The sequence below is a fragment of the Enterobacter cloacae complex sp. IR5422 genome (genome assembly GCF_049238165.1).
Taxonomy (GTDB): domain Bacteria; phylum Pseudomonadota; class Gammaproteobacteria; order Enterobacterales; family Enterobacteriaceae; genus Enterobacter; species Enterobacter roggenkampii.
In genome coordinates this window covers 1-21,285 of the sequence record NZ_JBMKHT010000015.1, presented here as the reverse complement: position 1 = coordinate 21,285, position 21,285 = coordinate 1, and the positions used below count along the sequence as shown (strand labels likewise).

The 21,285-nt window shown below is 54.3% G+C and carries 19 protein-coding genes; 14 read left to right on the top strand and 5 right to left on the bottom strand.

Annotated elements, in window-relative coordinates; genetic code table 11:
* Positions 1–87: 87 nt before the first annotated feature.
* From ACOTXT_RS09675 to ACOTXT_RS09630, 10 genes are all read left to right on the top strand, one after another.
* Positions 88–1,254: a bifunctional tRNA (adenosine(37)-C2)-methyltransferase TrmG/ribosomal RNA large subunit methyltransferase RlmN gene (locus ACOTXT_RS09675; protein WP_014171168.1), complete on the top strand. Its 1,167-nt coding sequence runs from the start codon at positions 88–90 to the stop codon at positions 1,252–1,254.
* A 292-nt stretch (positions 1,255–1,546) separates the two neighbouring features.
* Complete coding sequence (gene rodZ / locus ACOTXT_RS09670) at positions 1,547–2,563, top strand: cytoskeleton protein RodZ (protein ID WP_023325867.1); 1,017 nt, start codon at positions 1,547–1,549, stop codon at positions 2,561–2,563.
* 26 nt (positions 2,564–2,589) lie between these two features.
* Complete coding sequence (gene ispG / locus ACOTXT_RS09665; protein ID WP_008502138.1) at positions 2,590–3,708, top strand: flavodoxin-dependent (E)-4-hydroxy-3-methylbut-2-enyl-diphosphate synthase; 1,119 nt, start codon at positions 2,590–2,592, stop codon at positions 3,706–3,708.
* A gap of 80 nt (positions 3,709–3,788) precedes the next feature.
* On the top strand, positions 3,789–5,063 hold the full coding sequence (gene hisS / locus ACOTXT_RS09660; RefSeq protein WP_032622984.1) for a histidine--tRNA ligase: 1,275 nt from the start codon (positions 3,789–3,791) through the stop codon (positions 5,061–5,063).
* A gap of 13 nt (positions 5,064–5,076) precedes the next feature.
* A complete protein-coding gene (locus tag ACOTXT_RS09655) occupies positions 5,077–5,697 on the top strand; it encodes a YfgM family protein (protein WP_008502136.1) in 621 nt (206 codons plus the stop codon).
* A 10-nt stretch (positions 5,698–5,707) separates the two neighbouring features.
* Positions 5,708–6,886 carry an outer membrane protein assembly factor BamB gene (gene bamB / locus ACOTXT_RS09650; RefSeq protein WP_008502135.1) on the top strand — a complete coding sequence of 393 codons (1,179 nt, stop codon included), beginning with the start codon at positions 5,708–5,710 and terminating at the stop codon, positions 6,884–6,886.
* Between the two features lie 112 nt (positions 6,887–6,998).
* Positions 6,999–8,474, top strand: a complete 1,476-nt coding sequence (der, locus tag ACOTXT_RS09645; protein WP_008502134.1) for a ribosome biogenesis GTPase Der — start codon at positions 6,999–7,001, stop codon at positions 8,472–8,474.
* Positions 8,475–8,774: 300 nt separating this feature from the next.
* A complete protein-coding gene (locus ACOTXT_RS09640) occupies positions 8,775–10,319 on the top strand; it encodes a peptide MFS transporter (protein WP_021241851.1) in 1,545 nt (514 codons plus the stop codon).
* Positions 10,320–10,376: 57 nt separating this feature from the next.
* A complete protein-coding gene (locus ACOTXT_RS09635) occupies positions 10,377–11,411 on the top strand; it encodes an oxidoreductase (protein WP_333166051.1) in 1,035 nt (344 codons plus the stop codon).
* A gap of 50 nt (positions 11,412–11,461) precedes the next feature.
* Entirely contained in the window at positions 11,462–11,683 is a 222-nt protein-coding gene (locus ACOTXT_RS09630) for a zinc ribbon domain-containing protein (protein WP_126544256.1), read from the top strand.
* Here ACOTXT_RS09630 and ACOTXT_RS09625 read toward each other — a convergent pair.
* The 3 genes from ACOTXT_RS09625 to xseA are packed head-to-tail and all read right to left on the bottom strand — an operon-like array spanning position 11,680 to position 14,482.
* The gene (locus ACOTXT_RS09625; RefSeq protein ID WP_045371078.1) at positions 11,680–12,030 is read right to left on the bottom strand and encodes a protealysin inhibitor emfourin; all 351 of its coding nucleotides are present in this window, start codon (positions 12,028–12,030) and stop codon (positions 11,680–11,682) included. The two genes, ACOTXT_RS09630 and ACOTXT_RS09625, sit on opposite strands and share 4 nt — an antisense overlap.
* A complete protein-coding gene (locus ACOTXT_RS09620; RefSeq protein WP_025912812.1) occupies positions 12,031–13,050 on the bottom strand; it encodes a M4 family metallopeptidase in 1,020 nt (339 codons plus the stop codon).
* A gap of 58 nt (positions 13,051–13,108) precedes the next feature.
* Complete coding sequence (xseA, locus tag ACOTXT_RS09615) at positions 13,109–14,482, bottom strand: exodeoxyribonuclease VII large subunit (protein WP_262794521.1); 1,374 nt, start codon at positions 14,480–14,482, stop codon at positions 13,109–13,111.
* 158 nt (positions 14,483–14,640) lie between these two features.
* Here xseA and guaB point away from each other — a divergent pair, with 158 nt between their 5' ends.
* Positions 14,641–16,107 (top strand): IMP dehydrogenase, encoded by a 1,467-nt coding sequence (gene guaB, locus ACOTXT_RS09610; RefSeq protein ID WP_008502128.1) that lies wholly within the window; start codon positions 14,641–14,643, stop codon positions 16,105–16,107.
* A gap of 67 nt (positions 16,108–16,174) precedes the next feature.
* A complete protein-coding gene (guaA, locus tag ACOTXT_RS09605; RefSeq protein WP_008502126.1) occupies positions 16,175–17,752 on the top strand; it encodes a glutamine-hydrolyzing GMP synthase in 1,578 nt (525 codons plus the stop codon).
* A gap of 146 nt (positions 17,753–17,898) precedes the next feature.
* Here the strand turns inward: guaA and ACOTXT_RS09600 are convergent, their stop codons facing one another.
* A complete protein-coding gene (locus tag ACOTXT_RS09600) occupies positions 17,899–18,117 on the bottom strand; it encodes a DUF7661 family protein (RefSeq protein ID WP_032648750.1) in 219 nt (72 codons plus the stop codon).
* Positions 18,118–18,721: 604 nt separating this feature from the next.
* Between ACOTXT_RS09600 and ACOTXT_RS09595 the strand changes: the two genes are divergently transcribed.
* The gene (locus tag ACOTXT_RS09595; RefSeq protein ID WP_055321478.1) at positions 18,722–19,960 is read left to right on the top strand and encodes an AAA family ATPase; all 1,239 of its coding nucleotides are present in this window, start codon (positions 18,722–18,724) and stop codon (positions 19,958–19,960) included.
* On the top strand, positions 19,953–20,711 hold the full coding sequence (locus ACOTXT_RS09590) for a retron system putative HNH endonuclease (protein WP_055321479.1): 759 nt from the start codon (positions 19,953–19,955) through the stop codon (positions 20,709–20,711). The genes ACOTXT_RS09595 and ACOTXT_RS09590 overlap by 8 nt, the downstream gene beginning before the upstream one ends.
* A 364-nt stretch (positions 20,712–21,075) precedes the next feature.
* Here ACOTXT_RS09590 and ACOTXT_RS09585 read toward each other — a convergent pair.
* The coding region (locus ACOTXT_RS09585) for a hypothetical protein (RefSeq protein WP_421625306.1) at positions 21,076–21,285 on the bottom strand (210 nt) is incomplete at its 5' end.

Here is a 21,285-nt window from a genome sequence, read left to right as displayed (position 1 = left end):
CGCCCCGGACGAGCAGACCGCTTTCCGGGGCGTTTCTATTCAACCCTCCATGGGCCATAACGTGTAACAACGAGGCCGGTAAATATTATGTCTGAATTAGTGAATACCTCCGAAGTCGCCATTCCTGCGGTTCCCAATAAAAATGGAAAAATCAACCTGCTGGATCTGAACCGTCAGCAGATGCGCGAGTTCTTCAAAGAGATGGGCGAAAAGCCATTTCGTGCCGATCAGGTCATGAAGTGGATGTACCATTACTGCAGCGACAATTTTGATGACATGACTGACATCAACAAGGTCCTGCGCAATAAGCTCAAAGAAGTGGCTGAAATCCGCGCCCCGGAAGTAGTGGAAGAGCAGCGCTCCGCAGATGGCACCATCAAATGGGCGATTGCGGTGGGCGATCAGCGCGTTGAAACCGTCTACATTCCGGAAGAAGACCGCGCGACGCTGTGCGTCTCCTCTCAGGTGGGCTGTGCGCTGGAGTGCAAATTCTGCTCAACCGCGCAGCAAGGCTTTAACCGTAACCTGCGTGTTTCAGAAATTATCGGCCAGGTCTGGCGTGCTGCGAAAATCGTAGGCGCGGCAAAAGTGACCGGCACTCGCCCAATCACCAACGTGGTGATGATGGGGATGGGTGAACCGCTGCTGAACCTGACCAACGTCGTTCCGGCGATGGAAATCATGCTGGATGACTTCGGGTTTGGTCTGTCCAAGCGTCGCGTCACGCTGTCGACCTCAGGCGTTGTGCCTGCGCTGGACAAGCTCGGCGATATGATTGACGTCGCGCTGGCGATCTCCCTGCACGCGCCAAACGATGAAATTCGTGACGAAATTGTGCCAATCAACAAAAAGTACAATATCGAAACCTTCCTCGCTGCCGTACGTCGCTATCTGGAGAAATCCAACGCCAACCAGGGTCGCGTCACTATCGAGTACGTGATGCTGGACCACGTCAACGACGGTACCGAACATGCGCATCAGCTGGCTGAACTGCTGAAAGATACGCCATGTAAAATCAACCTGATCCCGTGGAACCCGTTCCCGGGCGCGCCGTATGGCCGTAGCTCGAACAGCCGTATCGACCGTTTCTCCAAGGTGCTGATGGAGTATGGTTTCACCACCATCGTGCGTAAAACGCGTGGTGATGATATTGATGCCGCATGTGGACAGCTGGCTGGTGATGTTATTGACCGTACCAAGCGTACCCTGCGTAAACGCATGCAGGGCGAGACGATCGCGGTTAAAGCTGTTTGATTATTATGCACTCACGGCGCATTATCTGCGCCGTGAGACATAACCTTACTGAATAATCAGTCAGATTCGTGAAGACTGATCAATAATTACGGTGCGTTTCATCCGACTTTCGGGCAGTATGTAACGACGTAACAACAGTTTAGCCGTACGGGCAGGGCTGTACTGTCATCTCCGGGCTGACAGTCTTATACTCTGTGTTCAAGGTTAACTGACCAGAAGTTTCGCGGTGCGGGTGGCATTGTGACTCACCGGCGCCTGAACCCTTTTTTTCACGTACCAGTAGTTGTAGCGAATGAATACTGAAGCCACTCACGACCAACATGAAGCACTCTCCACTGGCGTTCGTCTTCGCAACGCCCGTGAACAACTCGGACTCAGCCAGCAAGCCGTCGCAGAACGCTTGTGCCTGAAGGTTTCCACGGTTCGCGATATTGAAGAAGATAAGGCACCCGCCGATCTGGCTTCAACGTTCTTGCGCGGTTATATCCGCTCTTACGCAAAACTGGTGCACATCCCCGAAAACGAATTACTGCCAATGATGGAGAAGCAGGCGCCGGTCCGTGCAGCAAAAGTTGCGCCGATGCAGACCTTCTCCCTGGGGAAACGTCGTAAAAAACGTGATGGCTGGCTGATGAGCTTTACCTGGCTGGTGCTGTTTGTGGTGGTCGGTCTGACCGGTGCGTGGTGGTGGCAAAACCACAAGGCGCAGCAGGAAGAGATCACCACTATGGCCGATCAATCCTCCGCCGAACTCAACCAGGCCGGAACGGATAACGCCCAGAGCGTGCCGCTGAATACCGACGGTGCAGCGACTTCCAGCGAGCCACAGACCGCAGCGCCAGATGCGACAGCGACCAATGCTGCGCAGGCTCCGGCAGCAACGGCTAATACCGCTGCGCCTCAGGCTCAGGATCAAAACGCGGTGGTTGCCCCTTCTCAGGCGAATGTTGATACTGCGGCGAACGCGCCTGCGGCTACTCAGCCTGCAGACAATACCGCAGCGTCTCTGCCAACCAGCCCGGCGGGTACGGCGACACCCGCAGCCGACCCTAACGCGCTGGTAATGAACTTCAGCGCCGACTGCTGGCTGGAAGTGACTGACGCGACAGGTAAAAAACTGTTCAGCGGCCTGCAGCGCAAAGATGGCACGTTAAACCTAACGGGCCAGGCGCCTTATAAACTTAAAATCGGCGCTCCGGCAGCGGTACAGATCCAGTATCAAGGAAAACCTGTCGACCTGAGCCGCTTTATCAGAACTAACCAGGTTGCACGTCTTACCGTTAATGCCGAACAATCAGCAGCACAGTAACAGACGGGCAACGCGGGAGATTTTTCATGCATAACCAGGCTCCGATTCAACGTAGAAAATCGAAACGGATTTACGTTGGGAATGTGCCAATCGGCGATGGGGCACCTATCGCCGTTCAGTCGATGACCAATACGCGCACCACCGATGTGGAAGCGACGGTCAATCAAATCAAAGCATTAGAACGTGTCGGCGCGGACATTGTTCGCGTCTCCGTCCCGACCATGGATGCGGCTGAGGCGTTCAAACTGATCAAACAGCAGGTCAGCGTTCCGCTGGTGGCGGATATTCACTTCGACTACCGCATCGCACTGAAAGTGGCCGAGTACGGTGTCGATTGCCTGCGTATTAACCCGGGCAACATCGGTAACGAAGAGCGTATCCGCATGGTCGTGGACTGCGCCCGCGATAAAAATATTCCTATCCGTATCGGCGTTAACGCCGGTTCCCTGGAAAAAGATCTGCAGGAAAAATACGGTGAGCCTACGCCGCAGGCGCTGCTCGAATCCGCGATGCGTCACGTCGATCATCTCGATCGCCTTAACTTCGATCAGTTCAAAGTCAGCGTAAAAGCGTCCGACGTGTTCCTGGCCGTAGAATCTTATCGCCTGCTGGCAAAGCAGATCGATCAGCCTCTGCACCTCGGGATCACCGAAGCGGGCGGCCTGCGTAGCGGCTCGGTAAAATCCGCGATCGGTCTGGGGCTGCTGCTCTCTGAAGGGATCGGTGACACCCTGCGCGTCTCGCTGGCGGCGGATCCTGTCGAAGAGATCAAGGTCGGCTTCGATATCCTGAAATCACTGCGTATTCGCGCGCGTGGGATCAACTTCATTGCCTGCCCAACCTGTTCACGTCAGGAGTTCGATGTGATCGGTACGGTGAATGCCCTGGAGCAACGTCTGGAAGACATTATCACCCCGATGGACGTCTCCATCATCGGCTGCGTGGTGAACGGTCCTGGTGAAGCCCTGGTGTCAACCCTGGGCGTGACCGGCGGTAACAAGAAAAGTGGTCTCTATGAAGATGGCGTTCGAAAAGATCGTCTGGATAATAGCGACATGATCGACCAGCTTGAAGCCCGCATCCGCGCCAAAGCCGCCATGATGGACGAGACACAGCGTATCAACGTTCAGCAGGTTGAAAAATAACGTGATGGGAAGCCGTGAGCTTCCCATGTATGATTGAACCCATTCTTTGGGTTTTTTTTGTATATAGAAAGAGAATAAACGTGGCAAAAAACATTCAAGCCATCCGCGGCATGAACGATTATCTGCCTGGCGAAACCGCCATCTGGCAGCGCATTGAAGGCACGCTGAAGCAGGTGCTCGGCAGCTACGGTTACAGCGAAATTCGTTTGCCGATTGTAGAGCAGACCCCGTTATTCAAACGCGCGATCGGTGAAGTGACCGACGTGGTTGAAAAAGAGATGTACACCTTTGAGGACCGCAACGGCGACAGCCTGACCCTGCGTCCGGAAGGGACGGCGGGCTGCGTACGCGCCGGCATCGAACATGGTCTTCTGTACAATCAGGAGCAGCGTCTGTGGTATATCGGCCCGATGTTCCGCCACGAACGTCCTCAGAAAGGGCGTTATCGCCAGTTTAATCAGCTGGGTGTGGAAGTCTTTGGCCTGCAGGGCCCGGACATCGACGCTGAACTGATTATGCTGACCGCCCGCTGGTGGCGTGCGCTCGGTATCGCCGATCACGTTTCCCTCGAGCTGAACTCTATCGGTTCTCTCGAAGCGCGTGCGAACTACCGCGATGCGCTGGTGGCGTTCCTGGAACAGCATAAAGAGAAACTGGACGAAGACTGCAAACGTCGCATGTACAGCAACCCGTTGCGCGTTCTGGATTCTAAAAACGCCGATGTTCAGGCACTGCTGAACGATGCGCCTGCGCTGGGTGATTACCTGGATGAAGAATCTCGCGAACACTTCGCGGGCCTGTGCAAGCTGCTTGAAGCGGCGGGTATCGCCTATACCGTAAACCAGCGCCTGGTGCGCGGTCTGGACTACTACAACCGTACCGTGTTTGAGTGGGTGACCACCAGCCTCGGCTCTCAGGGCACCGTGTGCGCCGGCGGCCGTTACGACGGTCTGGTTGAGCAACTTGGCGGTCGCGCTGCGCCTGCGGTTGGCTTCGCGATGGGTCTTGAGCGACTTGTTTTGCTGGTTCAGGCAGTTAATCCGGAATTTAAAGCAGATTCCGTTGTCGATATATACCTGGTGGCCTCAGGTGCGGAAACGCAGTCTGCGGCGATGCAGCTTGCCGAACGCGTGCGCGATGCGCTGCCGGGCGTTAAGCTGATGACCAACCATGGCGGCGGCAACTTCAAAAAACAGTTTGCTCGTGCCGATAAGTGGGGCGCAAGTATCGCACTGGTGCTGGGTGAGTCCGAAGTGGCTAACGGCGAAGTGGTGGTGAAAGACCTGCGCTCTGGTGAGCAGACAACGGTAACGCAGGACGGCGTTGCGGCGCACTTGCGCACTCTATTGGGCTAAGGAGAAGGACTGCGTGGAAATTTACGAGAACGAACACGATCAGGTCGACGCGATTAAACGCTTCTTTGCTGAAAACGGCAAAGCGCTGGTTGTTGGGGTTATTTTAGGTGTCGGTGCGCTGGTAGGCTGGCGTTACTGGAACAATCATCAGGCGGATTCCGCGCGCGGCGCGTCCCTGTCCTATGAAAATACCGTGAGCGCAATTCGTGCCGATCAGCCGCAAACGCTGACGGCGGCAGAAAAATTTGCGGCTGACAACAAAAACACCTACGGTGCACTGGCTGCGCTGGAAGTGGCTCAGCAGTACGTTGATAAGAACGAACTGGATAAAGCCGTTGCTCAGCTGTCTCAGGGCCTTGCTGCCGCCAGTGATGAAAATCTGAAAGCGGTGATCAATCTGCGCCTGGCACGTATTCAGGTTCAGCAGAAGAAAGCTGACGATGCGCTGAAAACGCTCGATACCATCAAAGGCGAAGGCTTTGCTGCCATCGTTGCCGATCTGCGCGGTGAAGCACTGCTGAGCAAAGGTGACAAAGCGGGCGCGCGTAAAGCGTGGCAAGCTGGCGTAGAGAGCAATGCCTCACCTGCGCTGAGCGAAATGATGCAGATGAAAATAAATAATTTGTCCGTCTGAGAGGGACCCGATGCAATTGCGTAAATTACTTCTGCCAGGACTGCTTTCTGTTACGTTATTGAGTGGTTGTTCACTGTTCAGTGGCGAAGAAGACGTTGTGAAAATGTCCCCACTGCCGACGGTTGAAAACCAGTTTACCCCATCCACCGCGTGGGACGTCTCCGTGGGCAATGGGATTGGTGATTTCTATTCCAACCTTCATCCTGCGTATGCAGACAGCGTTGTCTATGCGGCCGATCGCAAAGGTACCGTGAAAGCGGTGAACGCGGATGACGGAAAAGAAGTGTGGTCCGTTAACCTGGCGGAAAAAGACGGCTGGTTCTCCCGTAAGCCTGCACTGCTGTCTGGCGGCCTGACCGTTGCCGGTGGCCACGTCTACGTGGGCAGCGAAAAAGCGCAGGTTTATGCCCTGAACAGCAGCGACGGTTCCATTGCCTGGCAAACGACCGTGGCGGGGGAATCCCTCTCTCGTCCGGTGGTGAGCGATGGCCTGGTGCTGATTCATACCAGCAACGGCCAGCTGCAGGCGCTGAACGAAGCGGACGGCCTGGTGAAATGGACCGTTAACCTGGATATGCCTGCGCTCTCTCTGCGTGGCGAATCTGCCCCGGCTACCGCATTTGGTGCTGCCATTGTCGGCGGCGACAACGGTCGCGTAAGCGCCGTGCTGATGCAGCAGGGCCAGATGATTTGGCAGCAGCGTATCTCTCAGGCCACTGGCTCAACGGAAATTGACCGTCTGAGCGACGTGGACACAACGCCGGTCATCGTTAACGGTGTGGTTTACGCGCTGGCCTACAACGGCAACCTGACCGCGCTGGATCTGCGCAGCGGCCAGATCATGTGGAAACGTGAGCTGGGCTCGGTGAATGATTTCATCGTTGAGGGTAACCGTATCTATATGGTTGACCAGAACGACCGTCTGCTGGCCCTGAGCACCGAAGGCGGCGTGACGCTGTGGACGCAAAGCGATCTGCTGCACCGTCTGCTGACTGCGCCAGCGCTGTACAACGGTAGCCTGGTTGTGGGCGACAGCGAAGGGTATATGCACTGGATCGATCCGGATAATGGCCGCTTTGTTGCACAGCAAAAAGTCGACAGCTCCGGTTTCCTGACCGACCCGGTCGTGGCCGACGGCAAACTGCTGATTCAGGCAAAAGACGGCACGCTGTACGCGATCACGCGTTAATTACCCGGCGGTTGTAGTATACTAAACGGCTCCTGTTCACTCAGGAGCCGTTTTGACATTTTTAAAAACGCCGCGAAAGCGACGTTATTTTGAATTTTATGAGGCTTCAAACATGGTACCTGTGGTCGCGCTTGTCGGGCGCCCTAACGTTGGAAAATCCACTCTTTTTAACCGTTTAACACGCACCCGTGATGCGCTGGTTGCGGATTTCCCGGGGCTGACGCGTGACCGTAAGTACGGTCGTGCAGAGGTGGAAGGACGCGAGTTCATCTGTATTGATACCGGTGGTATTGACGGCACAGAAGACGGCGTGGAAACCCGCATGGCGGAACAGTCGCTGCTGGCGATTGAAGAAGCGGACGTGGTGCTGTTCATGGTGGACGCGCGCGCTGGCCTGATGCCGGCGGACTCCGCTATCGCTAAACACCTGCGTTCACGCGAAAAGCCAACCTTCCTGGTGGCGAACAAAACTGACGGCATCGATGCCGATCAGGCCATCGCAGATTTCTGGTCACTGGGTCTGGGTGAAATCTATCCTATCGCGGCATCGCATGGCCGTGGCGTCACCAGCCTGCTGGAAACCGTTCTGCTGCCGTGGGTTGACGAAGTGAACCCGCCGGAAGAGGTGGACGAAGACGCGGAATACTGGGCGCAGTTCGAAGACGGAGAAGCGGGCGAAGAAGAAGAGCCTGAAGACGACTTCAACCCGCAGGATCTGCCGATCAAGCTGGCCATCGTAGGTCGTCCAAACGTAGGTAAGTCTACACTTACTAACCGTATTCTGGGTGAAGAGCGCGTGGTCGTTTACGATATGCCGGGCACCACCCGCGACAGTATCTACATCCCGATGCAGCGCGATGAGCGTGAGTATGTCCTCATCGACACCGCCGGGGTGCGTAAGCGCGGGAAAATCACCGATGTGGTGGAAAAATTCTCCGTTATCAAAACCCTGCAGGCGATTGAAGATGCCAACGTCGTGCTGCTGGTTATCGACGCGCGCGAAGGGATCTCCGATCAGGACCTCTCTCTGCTCGGCTTTATCCTCAATAGTGGGCGCTCACTGGTTATCGTGGTCAACAAATGGGATGGCCTGAGCAATGAAGTGCGTGAGCAGGTGAAAGAGACCCTCGACTTCCGTCTGGGCTTTATCGACTTTGCTCGCGTACACTTCATCTCTGCGCTGCACGGCAGCGGCGTGGGTAACCTGTTCGAATCCGTGCGTGAAGCCTACGACAGCTCCACCCGTCGTCAGAGCACCGCCATGCTGACCCGTATCATGAACATGGCTGCGGAAGACCATCAGCCGCCGCTGGTGCGCGGTCGTCGCGTGAAGCTGAAATACGCCCACGCCGGTGGTTATAACCCGCCAATCGTGGTGATCCACGGCAACCAGGTGAAAGACCTGCCGGATTCCTACAAGCGCTATCTGATGAACTACTTCCGTAAGTCGCTGGACGTGATGGGCACGCCTATCCGTATCCAGTTCAAGGAAGGGGAAAACCCGTTCGCCAACAAGCGCAACACCCTGACGCCGAACCAGATGCGCAAGCGTAAGCGTCTGATTAAGCACATTAAGAAAAGCAAATAAGCTTTGCTGAACGCACGAAAGCCCGCGACTCTCGCGGGCTTTTTTTTGCCCATTCATACCGCCGGTTTTCTCTGTGTGAAGTCAATCACTATTCACTTTTAACCAAGTTTAAATCTAAGAAAGTAGACAATCGTCGAATTTTCATCTTAAAGTCCAGGGTCCGGTACTAGACAAAACTAGCGCCTGGTTATCAAATGGTTAACCAACTTTTCGCCGCATGTAAAAAATCGGCCAGATACGTAACTGGCCGGCGTACCTGCTGGTGTTTACAAGCACGACGACATACCTTTCGGGAGAATTATGCAATCCTCTGTTAATCAAAAAGAAAGCCGAACGTTCTTCGGCCATCCATATCCGCTCGGTTCCCTGTTCTTCACCGAGATGTGGGAGCGTTTCTCGTTTTACGGCATTCGTCCGTTACTGATCCTGTTTATGGCCGCCACCGTCTATGACGGCGGGATGGGCCTGGCGCGTGAAAACGCCTCGGCGATTGTCGGTATCTTTGCCGGCACCATGTACCTGGCCGCGCTGCCGGGCGGCTGGCTGGCGGATAACTGGCTCGGCCAGCAGAGAGCCGTCTGGTACGGTTCGATCCTGATTGCGCTCGGTCACCTGTCGATTGCGCTCTCGGCCATCATGGGCAATAACCTGTTCTTTATCGGCCTGATGTTCATCGTGCTCGGCTCCGGGCTGTTTAAGACCTGTATCTCGGTAATGGTCGGTACCCTGTATAAAAAAGGCGACGCGCGCCGTGACGGCGGTTTCTCGCTGTTCTATATGGGCATCAACATGGGCTCGTTCATTGCCCCGCTGATTTCCGGCTGGCTGATCAAAACCCACGGCTGGCACTGGGGCTTTGGTATTGGCGGTATCGGGATGCTGGTGGCGCTGATTATCTTCCGCGTGTTTGCCGTTCCGGCAATGAAACGCTATGACGGCGAAGTCGGCCTCGACTCCACCTGGAACAGCCCGGTGGTGAAGCGTAACGGCGTGGGCGCCTGGCTGCTGGCGCTGGCGGCAGGCGTGGCAACGATCGTGACGCTGATTACGCAGGGTGTGATTGTGATTAACCCGGTCGCGGTAGCCAGCGTGCTGGTTTACGTGATTGCGGCATCCGTTGCCCTCTACTTTATTTATCTGTTTGTTTTTGCAGGACTGAACCGTAAAGAGCGCGCCAGACTGCTGGTCTGCTTTATTCTGCTGATCTCCGCGGCGTTCTTCTGGTCCGCGTTCGAGCAGAAGCCAACCTCGTTCAACCTGTTTGCCAACGACTACACTAACCGCATGATCGGCGATTTCGAAATCCCGGCGGTGTGGTTCCAGTCAATCAACGCCCTGTTCATCATCCTGCTGGCACCGGTGTTCAGCTGGGCGTGGCCGAAGCTGGCGAGCATGAACATTCGTCCGAGCAGCATCACCAAGTTTGTTATCGGTATCCTGTGTGCCGCAGCGGGCTTTGGCCTGATGATGCTGGCGGCACAGAACGTGCTGAGCAGCGGTGGGGCGGGCGTATCGCCGTTCTGGCTGGTGGGCAGTATCCTGATGCTGACGCTCGGCGAGCTGTGTCTCAGCCCGATTGGCCTGGCGACCATGACGCTGCTGGCGCCGGAGAGAATGCGCGGCCAGATGATGGGGCTGTGGTTCTGTGCGAGCGCGCTGGGTAACCTGGCGGCGGGTCTGATTGGCGGCCACGTGAAGGCCGACCAGCTGGATATGCTGCCGGATCTCTTTGCGCGCTGCTCCGTCGCACTGCTGATTTGTGCCGCGGTACTGATCGTCCTCATTGTTCCGGTACGTCGCATGCTGGAAAATGCGCAGACTAAACCGGCTGCTAACGCCTCATAAACCTCGGGCTTGCCGGGGCGGCGTTATGCCCCGGCATCGATTCCCTGAGGTGAAACTATGCAGTTAGGATTTGTCGGTCTTGGTGCGGTCGTGGAAACCGCGTATCTGCCCGCCTTACGTCGCCTTTATGGTCACGCGGTTCATTGTTTTGGATTTGATGTTCTCCCCACCAGGCAGCCTGAAGGCGTCACGCGCTGCGCTTCGCTTACGGAACTTCTCGCCGTACCGCTTGATACTCTCTTTATTACCACCGCATCGCTGCACCACCTCGAGGTGCTGGAACAGGCCATAGCCTCGGCCGTTCCGCGGATTGTGATTGAAAAACCGATCGTCGCCACGCTTCCCCAAATCGAAAAGCTCAACGCGCTTCTGGCAAACCCCGACGCTGCTTCCCGCGTGCTGGCGCTCGATCACTGGATGGCGCGCATCGAAACGGTAAAGCGGTCGCTGGTTGGCAGCGTCTCTGACATCGTCAAAATAGACGGCTTTTTGCAGGAGCCGAGCGGAGTTAACGCCGCAGGGGAACCCATCGCGCTTAACTTTGCCACCGGCGAGCCGGACGCGCGTACGCTTCGCCACCCGGACGGCGTGATTCTGGATATCGGTACGCACGTGCTGGCGATGCTGCGCGAAACGGTGCGTTATCTGGGCGGAAGTGATGATATGACCCTGCAGGTCGTCACGGCTAAAGACCGCCTGGGCCGCGCTATCGCAAAAGGCGATCTGACCACGGCGGAGGGCGAGGCGCATCTTCAGGGTCGCATCAGCGGCGTGCCGGTGGATATCTGGCTGAACAAATACGCGGGACCCGCGGGCGGGCAAAAAGGATTACGGCTCTGGTTGCGCGACGGGCGCATCATCAGCCACGACCGGCGCGGCGCGGAGGATGTGCTTGAGCTGATTGAGGGTAAGGATATTCAGCGCTGGCATATTCCCGGGACACTCTACGAGCACTGTCTTGCCGGGCATATTCTGGGCACCAGCAGTCTTTTTGAACGGGATCCGCACGAGGTGAGCCGCACGACGCGCCGCAGGATAGCGGAAGTGGAACTGCTGCTGGCGTTACAGCAACAGCTGCGTGGCCCGCACTGAACGCGACGTGGTAAAATGATCGCAGACCAGAATGCTTTTAAGGAGTCACCATGACGATTACCTGCCCGGATTGCCAGGCACCGCTTGAGCCCCTGAACGGGGTGGCACACTGCGAGAACTGTAATAAGGATATTGCGCTTGAAGCCCGCTGCCCGGAGTGCCATCAGCCACTCCAGGTCTTAAAAGCCTGCGGGGCGGTGGATTATTTCTGCCAGAACGGCCACGGTCTTATCTCTAAAAAACGCGTGGAGTTTGTTCGGGCCGAAGGTTAATCGCACACGCAGCCTTCGCCTTTCTGCCACAGCTCGACCAGCGACTCAGGAGCTTCCTGCTCCGGCACCAGCACGATGATATCGGCATAGTGCGCCTGATTTTGCCCGGTCCAGATAATCTGGATGCGGAAATAGCGCTGGTCCCCGCTGCCGGGGGAAGAGACTTGTCCGGGCGGCTGGCCGCGCGGGAAGGCCTGCTCGAGGATGCTCACCAGGCGCTGGCGCTGGGCCTCATTGAGCGAGGAGAGCGCGATGGTGCGCTGGCCGCTCAGCTTGGGAATATAAGCGACGCCGCCTTCCCGGGCCAGCTCAACCACGGCGTCATCCGTCAGTTCCGGAACCTGCATTTACAACACTCCCACCTGTTCCCAGGCTTGTTTTATGGCCGCCCCAACGTCACCGCCGGAGCGTTTTTCTCCGTGTGCTACCGTCAGTTTTGCGAAGGCCTCAAAATCCGCATCCTGCGCCAGATTGCGATCGCAAACCGTGTCGTACCAGGCATAACCCGCTTTTTCCCAGGCATAGCCGCCAATCGCCGTCGCGGCCAGATAAAATGCCCGGTTGGGGATGCCGGAGTTCAAGTGCACGCCGCCGTTATCCTCACGCGTTTTGATGAAATCCTTCATGTGTGCAGGCTGCGGGTCTTTGCCGAGCAGCGGATCGTTGTAGGCGGTGCCCGGTTCAGACATCGAGCGTAGCCCTTTGCCGTTGATGCCTTTTGCCAGCAGCCCTTCACCAATCAGCCAGTCCGCTTTATCGGCGGTTTGCTTCAGATGGTACTGCTTCACCAGCGAGCCAAACACGTCCGACAGCGACTCGTTCAGCGCGCCGGACTGCTCAAAGTAGATAAGCCCGGCTTCAGTCTCGGTCACGCCGTGGCTCAGCTCATGCGCCACGACGTCTATGGCGATGGTAAAGCGGTTAAATATTTCCCCGTCGCCGTCGCCAAATACCATCTGCTGACCGTTCCAGAAGGCGTTCTGATATTCCCGACCGTAGTGAACGGTGCCGGTTAAAATAAGCCCTTTGTTATCGAGCGAATCGCGCTGATATTCCTTCCAGAAGAAATCATGGGTAATACCCAAATACTCGTACGCTTCGTCTACCGCCACATCGCCGTTCGACGGCTGACCTTCATAACGCACCTGCGTACCAGGTAGCTCCTGGGTCTGCTTCGCGTCGTAGATATCACGCTCCAGCTGTCCGGCTTTATTCACGTGCGGCGCGGCGGGTTTGCCCGGCATATGGGCCATCAGCGTCTGGACGTGGGTTAAGGTCTGACGGGCACAGCGCTGCTGCGGTTCGGAACCGCTTTCGATAATACGACGAAGAATATACGGGGGAATAACGCTATGAAGATGGGGCATGCTGCTCTCCTTATTAAAAAAGGGAATAGCAGCAGTATAGTAAGTAACCGGCGAAGAATTATCCGGTTTTACGCTGACGCGTCTTTTTCACCGGTTTAATTGATTTCACTTCGCTTTCTACCCAGCCGTCCGACAGACGCGTCGTCAGCACATCGCCGGTACTCACCTGTTTGGTTTGCTTGAGCACCTTGCCGTCCGTTGCCGTCGTCACGCTATAGCCGCGCGCCAGCGTGGAGAGAGGGCTGACCGCTTCAAGGTGGGTCACCGCATTGCCAAAGCGTTCCCGGGTGGCGCTCAGTCGCGCACGGAGAGTTTCCGCCAGACGGTACTCAAGCTGCTGAATCCGCGTTTGCGCACGATAAATTTTCGGCTGCGGGTTCTGCTGGTTCAGACGCTGCGTCACGCGCTGCTGGCGCGACACCGCGCGCTTGATCTGCGTGTCCACCGCCACGTTCATGCGCTGGCGCAGTCGCTCCAGCACGGTCTGCTGACGCGCCAGGCGCAGCTGCGGGTGCTGCTGCTGTAGACGGTGATGAAGCTGGGTAAAGCGCCGGGTCCGGTTGGCGAGGTAGTAGTCCATCGCCATCTCCAGACGCTGCTGGCCGCTCTGGATCTGACGCAGCAGCTCCAGCTGGTTGCGGCTGACCACTTCCGCCGCCGCGGACGGCGTCGGCGCGCGGAGATCCGCGACAAAATCGGCGATCGTCACGTCCGTTTCGTGGCCGACGGCGCTCACCACGGGGATAAGGCTGGCAAAGATTGCCCGCGCCACGCGCTCGTCGTTAAAGCTCCACAAGTCTTCCAGCGAGCCGCCGCCGCGTCCGACGATTAAGACGTCGCACTCCTGACGCGTGTTCGCCAGCGCTATGGCGCGCACAATCTGCCCCGGCGCATCGTCACCCTGCACGGCGGTCGGGTAGATAATGACGGGGAGGGAAGGGTCGCGACGCTTCAGAACGTGCAAAATATCGTGCAGTGCCGCACCGGTTTTCGAGGTGATGACCCCCACGCAGTGGGCAGGCGAGGGCAGCGGCTTTTTGAACTGCTGGTCGAAAAGTCCCTCTTCCGAGAGCTTAGCCTTTAACTGTTCGTACTTCTGCTGCAGCAGACCTTCGCCCGCAGGCTGCATGCTCTCGACGATAATCTGATAATCACCGCGCGGCTCATAGAGGGTGATATTGGCGCGCACCAGAACCTGCTGGCCGTGCTGTGGACGGAACGTCACGCGGCGGTTGCTGTTGCGGAACATCGCGCAGCGCACCTGGGCGGTGTCGTCTTTTAAGGTAAAATACCAGTGTCCGGAGGAGGGCTGCGTGAAGTTAGATATCTCACCGCTGATCCAGACCTGCCCCATTTCCTGCTCAAGCAGCAAACGCACCGTCTGATTAAGGCGGCTGACGGTATAAATTGAGGGGGATTGAGAGGATAACATGTGAGCGGGATCAAATTCTAAATCAGCAAGTTATTCAGTCGATAGTAACCTGCTGAGAGGCGATCGCAAGCTTTTTTATAAAAAAGTGTAGATGCAATCGGTTACGCTCTGTATAATGCCACGGCAATATTTAACCACCCAGGTCAGAGATATTGCCCATGCTACGTATCGCTAAAGAAGCACTGACGTTTGACGACGTCCTCCTCGTTCCCGCTCATTCCACCGTTCTGCCGAATACTGCCGATCTCAGCACGCAGTTGACGAAAACCATTCGCCTGAACATTCCTATGCTCTCTGCGGCAATGGACACCGTGACTGAAGCGCGCCTGGCAATTGCCCTGGCACAGGAAGGTGGCATTGGCTTTATTCACAAAAACATGTCTATCGAACGTCAGGCGGAAGAAGTTCGCCGCGTGAAGAAACATGAATCCGGCATCGTGTCCGATCCACAGACCGTTCTGCCAACCACCACCCTGCACGAAGTGAAAGCCCTGACCGAGCGTAACGGCTTCGCCGGTTACCCGGTGGTGACCGAAGAGAACGAACTGGTCGGTATTATTACCGGTCGTGACGTGCGTTTCGTGACTGACCTGAACCAGCCTGTCAGCGTGTACATGACGCCAAAAGAGCGTCTGGTTACCGTTCGCGAAGGTGAAACCCGCGACGTGGTGCTGGCAAAAATGCACGAAAAACGCGTTGAAAAAGCGCTGGTTGTTGACAGCAACTTCCACCTGCGCGGCATGATCACCGTTAAAGATTTCCAGAAAGCAGAACGTAAGCCTAACGCCTGTAAAGACGAGCATGGCCGTCTGCGCGTTGGCGCTGCGGTTGGCGCAGGTGCCGGTAACGAAGAGCGCGTTGACGCGCTGGTTGCCGCGGGCGTTGACGTCCTGCTGATTGACTCCTCTCACGGCCACTCTGAAGGCGTTCTGCAGCGTATCCGTGATACCCGTGCCAAATACCCTGACCTGCAGATCATCGGCGGTAACGTAGCCACTGGCGCAGGCGCTCGTGCGCTGGCTGACGCTGGCTGCAGCGCGGTGAAAGTGGGTATCGGTCCTGGCTCTATCTGTACCACGCGTATCGTGACCGGCGTGGGCGTTCCGCAGATCACCGCCGTGTCTGACGCGGTTGAAGCGCTGGAAGGGACCGGTATTCCGGTTATTGCTGACGGCGGTATCCGCTTCTCTGGCGACATCGCGAAAGCGATCGCTGCGGGCGCAGCGGCGGTGATGGTAGGCTCTATGCTGGCCGGTACCGAAGAATCCCCGGGTGAAATCGAACTCTACCAGGGCCGTTCTTACAAATCTTACCGCGGTATGGGTTCCCTGGGCGCGATGTCCAAAGGTTCCTCTGACCGTTACTTCCAGACCGATAACGCTGCTGACAAACTGGTGCCGGAAGGTATCGAAGGTCGCGTTGCCTATAAAGGCCGTCTGAAAGAGATCATCCACCAGCAGATGGGCGGCCTGCGCTCCTGTATGGGTCTGACCGGCTGTGGTACCATTGACCTGCTGCGTACTAAAGCGGAATTCGTACGCATCAGCGGTGCGGGTATCCAGGAGAGCCACGTTCACGACGTGACGATCACCAAAGAGTCCCCGAACTACCGTCTGGGCTCCTGATAAGTTTCCGCGCCCGGCTCCTGCCGGGCGCTCTGTTTTTGTTTCACTTGCCTCGGAATTAGCGTCAATGACGGAAAACATTCATAAACATCGCATTCTCATCCTGGACTTTGGTTCTCAGTACACTCAGCTGGTGGCGCGTCGCGTGCGTGAACTGGGCGTTTACTGTGAACTGTGGGCGTGGGATGTCACGGAAGCACAGATTCGCGAATTCAATCCAAGCGGCATCATCCTGTCCGGCGGCCCGGAAAGCACCACCGAAGAAAACAGCCCGCGCGCGCCGCAGTACGTATTCGAAGCTGGCGTGCCGGTATTCGGCGTTTGCTACGGTATGCAGACCATGGCAATGCAGCTGGGCGGCCACGTAGAAGGCTCCAGCGAGCGCGAGTTCGGCTATGCGCAGGTTGAAGTGGTTAACGACAGCGCGCTGGTGCGCGGTATCGAAGACTCCCTGACCGCAGACGGCAAACCGCTGCTGGACGTGTGGATGAGCCACGGCGACAAAGTTACCGCCATCCCGTCTGACTTCGTGACCGTTGCCAGCACCGAAAGCTGCCCGTTCGCCATCATGGCGAACGAAGAAAAACGCTTCTACGGCGTACAGTTCCACCCGGAAGTGACTCACACCCGTCAGGGTATGCGCATGCTGGAGCGCTTCGTGCGTGATATCTGCCAGTGTGAAGCCCTGTGGACCCCGGCAAAAATCATCGACGACGCCGTTGAGCGTATCCGCCAGCAGGTTGGCGATGACAAAGTGATCCTCGGCCTCTCCGGCGGCGTGGACTCCTCCGTGACCGCGATGCTGCTGCACCGCGCTATCGGCAAAAACCTGACCTGCGTCTTCGTGGACAACGGCCTGCTGCGCCTGAACGAAGCCCAGCAGGTTATGGACATGTTCGGTGACCACTTCGGTCTGAACATCGTTCACGTGGAAGGCGAGCAGCGCTTCCTGGACGCGCTGAAAGGCGAGAACGATCCGGAAGCAAAACGTAAGATCATCGGTCGCGTGTTCGTGGAAGTGTTCGACGAAGAAGCGCTGAAGCTGGACGACGTGAAGTGGCTGGCGCAGGGCACCATCTATCCTGACGTGATCGAGTCTGCGGCCTCCGCCACCGGTAAAGCACACGTCATCAAATCTCACCACAACGTGGGCGGCCTGCCGAAAGAGATGAAGATGGGGCTGGTTGAACCGCTGCGCGAGCTGTTCAAAGACGAAGTGCGTAAGATCGGTCTGGAACTGGGTCTGCCGTACGACATGCTCTACCGTCACCCGTTCCCGGGCCCGGGTCTTGGCGTGCGCGTGCTGGGCGAAGTGAAGAAAGAGTACTGCGATCTGCTGCGTCGCGCGGACGCGATCTTCATTGAAGAGCTGCACAAAGCTGACCTGTACAACAAAGTGAGCCAGGCGTTCACCGTGTTCCTGCCGGTTCGCTCCGTTGGCGTAATGGGCGACGGCCGCAAGTACGACTGGGTTGTTTCCCTGCGTGCGGTGGAAACCATCGACTTCATGACCGCGCACTGGGCGCACCTGCCGTATGACTTCCTGGGCCGTGTGTCTAACCGCATCATCAACGAAGTGAACGGCATTTCCCGCGTGGTGTATGACATCAGCGGTAAGCCACCGGCTACGATTGAGTGGGAATGATTTCCCAACCGGATACGTCTGGTACTAACAGGTTCTAAATTATCTCTAAGCCCGCGGATTGCGGGCTTTTTTTTGGGCCATGGCTGGCAACATCATGTCAGGTGAGTGCCAGGAGCGGGCGCAACGTAAGGCTATCCATTAAATCCTTATTCGATGCGTTCCACATTTGGATGACGATCGGTTGCGGCTTCATGGAAAATGTCACCCAGCCAACCGGCAATCTCGCCTTCAGTCATATCGTCAGGAATAGCGATGTCATAGAGTCGAGAAAACTTTCTCTCCGTCAGGTCAGCACGAAATACCAGCCACCGATCATGCTTACGTTGAACGCCAATATGCCGTCCAAAAACGTTATATATCAGCATATGCAATCTCCGATCATGCTAGTGAGTTCCTGTATCTATGATACATGTCAGATCAGGCCAGAGCGTAAATCGTACAAAGATGAAAGGTCAGCGTTCGCATCTCGCTTACAGTGGACATCATGATTCTGTATCTGCTCTGTGCCAGGGGCGGAAGTTAGATAAATTATGGGCATTAGATTAGATCGACTGTCCTGTTGCCACGAAAAAACCTGCAAAATGTTCCCCGTGGATCTACCACTTGGTGGAAATATACCCCAAAAGGAATGAGAAGTCTGGTAGTGTGAACGTAAAATGACCATTATACCTTAGGTAATGTGGTGATCGGCGGCGGGAAGGTTCTTATGATGTGTTCTGTGACAAACCGCCCCGGAGAGGCGGCGCTTCTTGATATTACGAAAAACGAAAGACGGCCAAGACCATGAAGATAATGATACCTTAGTTACAAAGTCAAGATTCAAACCAGTGCGTTTTGAGTTGAAAGGGAGAGATCAGGTACTGTTTGTGGCATTTTGAATACATGACCATTATTATGATGGCTCAAATGCTTGAAAAAACATAAAAATGAATTAAATTGTAATTATAAATTATCATCTTAGGAACAAATATGCCTTTAGAACGACTACATGTGAAAAGTTTGAAAAAATTTCCTGAAGTTAACGTCCGGTTTAATAGTAGGTTTAACTTCATTACAGGTCCTAATGGTTGCGGTAAAACCTCCTTGCTTGCAGCTATTGCTCACTGCCTTGAATGGAATGGAGAATACTCCAGGCATCAGGACGAGAGCGAGTACTGGATAGATATTAGTGAGAAAGATATAAAATATAGATTTGGCTTAGGCCCTGGGTGTATAGGAACTAAAAGATATAGACAAGACCAACTTATGACTTGGGTATCACCACCAGAAGAAAAGGGGCGTTATACATTTTTAGCCTATCAAACAAAGGACAATTTGGTATTACCTCCACTTGTCATTGGTGCACAGAGGAAAATAAATTATAAATCTGTGTCTGGAGTCACTAGAGAGAGTGACAGTCAGCAAAGTAGAAGTATCTATTGTAATAATGCACTTAGATTTCTATATAATAATGATTCGCGAGATGTTAAACAATGGTTGATTAATCGTTATTTCATTATAGATAAATCATGGGCCATTGAAGAAAAATTGAATTGGGAGCATTTGCTATGCTCTTTACCAGCCATTGGGCCATTCGATAGCGATTTTCGGTATATTGATACAGAACGTGATCTTGAACCTGTATTCTCAATTTACGGAAAAAAATGTTTTTTAGAAGAGCTTTCATCAGGCTTTCAAGCTGTTCTATATATTATAATTGCTGTGTTTGAATGGATAGAAGCATGTTTACCTGTAGGAGAAAGAGATGTAAGAAAAGCATGCGGAACTGTGTTGATAGATGAACTAGATAACCATCTTCATCCTGAGTGGCAGTTCACAGTGAGGCAGGGTCTTGCAAAAATTTTCCCTGAAATTCAGTTTATTATAACTACGCATTCGCCCCATCTTTTGGCTTCAGCTAAAGAAAATGAAATAATATTACTTCCTTCCTCATATCCGGAAGAAAAATATGACTTTGAGCCTTCTGATAAGGCATATTCTGGTTGGAGTACAGATCTAATCCTTACTGAATTGATGGGAGTGGTAAGTCTCGATAACAAGGACTACGAGGTCCTCGTTACGGCATGTTACGACAATATAAAAAATAATGATCTTGATAAACTTAAAATTAACTATGCTCATCTCGAGTCAATATGTCATCCGGACGATGAAATATTGATTATACTGAAAACTCGCATCGCAGGGATGGAGGCTAAAGTTGATGATTAAATTGACCCGGCCACCTGAGCCAAAGATCTTATGCGACAATAGCGCAGTTTGGACTCGTGACATCATGAATCTAGTAGCCAAATATGGTTCTTATAAAGAAATTCCTTCTTCAGAAAAAGAGGCAGCATTAAAGTTTTATCGTCATGATGATATAAGGAATGCTCTGAAAGAAAGTTCATTCCGTAAATGTGCATTTTGCGAAGGAAAGCCAGAGGAAACTGGTTTTGCTGAGGTCGAGCATTTCTATCCAAAATCAATATATACTGAAAAAGCTTTTGAATGGGCGAATCTCTTGTATTGTTGTAAGGCATGCAATAACAAGAAGCTCGACCATGATACACATTTATTACCAATAATAAATCCTTATGAATTGGACCCACGTGAATGTTTTACCTATACAGATATAATGATCGAAGCCAAACCTGGAGCCAATCAGGATATTGCTGAAAGAACAATTAAAGTGTGCGGCCTTGCAGAGAAAAGGCTTTTTTCTCCCAGAAGTGCGATTTTGGCAAGTTTTCGCATTTTCGAAGCTGACATTCATGACGCTTTGGCAGAATTTCAACAGGCACGCACTTTACCCAATAAGAAGAAGCGGGCATCAATGATAAGCAACGCTCTTTCTACGATTGAAGAATTGGTGCTACCCAACGCGAAATTCTCAAATTACTGTACATATCTGCTTTCCAGCTCAGATGTTTATCAACAAGCCAAAAAAACGCTCGAAGAATTCACCCACCAAAACTTGTGAGTCCATCTTTGCATCCCTGTTAGTGCTCCTAAATAGCGGAAGGGCATACAACCCTTCTGCTTTATACAGAAACTAGAAACAAGGTCTCTCGTACACGTCAGCAAATTACTGGCAAAAATTAAAAAACATTTCTTAGCGCCAGATAATCTGACCAGCTCCTTATTGTTATACATACCACATTTTAAATGCTTTTATCTAATTGCTAACGTCCGCTCCTCGCTCACAATGGACCTAACCCGCCCCACAAACTCATTTCGTATACAGCATATTAATTCAGCTCTTTAAAATCGCATGACTCACCGGGATAGGGCCCTTACAATTGCCTCCGGGCTGAACTTTCGACGAATGTTAGGTCAACAAAAAGCTAAACGGGCTGTTTCCTGTTGAAACTCAGAACCCTCCAGGGTTTTTCACCCTCATGATGGTTCCACTGCGCCCGGCGTAAAGGGAAGGTGCGAATAAGTCCGAGATGTGAGATCATCGTGTTGTAACCTGAACCCAGAATGAGTAACCGGATGAGCCAGCAACTGACTTTTGCCGACAGTGAGTTTTCCAGTAAACGCCGCCAGACCCG

Coding starts and splice junctions, on each gene's coding strand:
- ACOTXT_RS09625 (WP_045371078.1), bottom strand. CDS start 12,030: ATGCAGGTTCCGGAACTGACGGATGACGCCGTGGTTGAGCTGGCCCGG.
- rodZ (WP_023325867.1), top strand. CDS start 1,547: ATGAATACTGAAGCCACTCACGACCAACATGAAGCACTCTCCACTGGC.
- ACOTXT_RS09595 (WP_055321478.1), top strand. CDS start 18,722: ATGCCTTTAGAACGACTACATGTGAAAAGTTTGAAAAAATTTCCTGAA.
- der (WP_008502134.1), top strand. CDS start 6,999: ATGGTACCTGTGGTCGCGCTTGTCGGGCGCCCTAACGTTGGAAAATCC.
- ACOTXT_RS09675 (WP_014171168.1), top strand. CDS start 88: ATGTCTGAATTAGTGAATACCTCCGAAGTCGCCATTCCTGCGGTTCCC.
- bamB (WP_008502135.1), top strand. CDS start 5,708: ATGCAATTGCGTAAATTACTTCTGCCAGGACTGCTTTCTGTTACGTTA.
- ACOTXT_RS09630 (WP_126544256.1), top strand. CDS start 11,462: ATGACGATTACCTGCCCGGATTGCCAGGCACCGCTTGAGCCCCTGAAC.
- ACOTXT_RS09590 (WP_055321479.1), top strand. CDS start 19,953: ATGATTAAATTGACCCGGCCACCTGAGCCAAAGATCTTATGCGACAAT.
- ispG (WP_008502138.1), top strand. CDS start 2,590: ATGCATAACCAGGCTCCGATTCAACGTAGAAAATCGAAACGGATTTAC.
- ACOTXT_RS09640 (WP_021241851.1), top strand. CDS start 8,775: ATGCAATCCTCTGTTAATCAAAAAGAAAGCCGAACGTTCTTCGGCCAT.
- ACOTXT_RS09635 (WP_333166051.1), top strand. CDS start 10,377: ATGCAGTTAGGATTTGTCGGTCTTGGTGCGGTCGTGGAAACCGCGTAT.
- ACOTXT_RS09600 (WP_032648750.1), bottom strand. CDS start 18,117: ATGCTGATATATAACGTTTTTGGACGGCATATTGGCGTTCAACGTAAG.
- ACOTXT_RS09620 (WP_025912812.1), bottom strand. CDS start 13,050: ATGCCCCATCTTCATAGCGTTATTCCCCCGTATATTCTTCGTCGTATT.
- guaA (WP_008502126.1), top strand. CDS start 16,175: ATGACGGAAAACATTCATAAACATCGCATTCTCATCCTGGACTTTGGT.
- guaB (WP_008502128.1), top strand. CDS start 14,641: ATGCTACGTATCGCTAAAGAAGCACTGACGTTTGACGACGTCCTCCTC.
- xseA (WP_262794521.1), bottom strand. CDS start 14,482: ATGTTATCCTCTCAATCCCCCTCAATTTATACCGTCAGCCGCCTTAAT.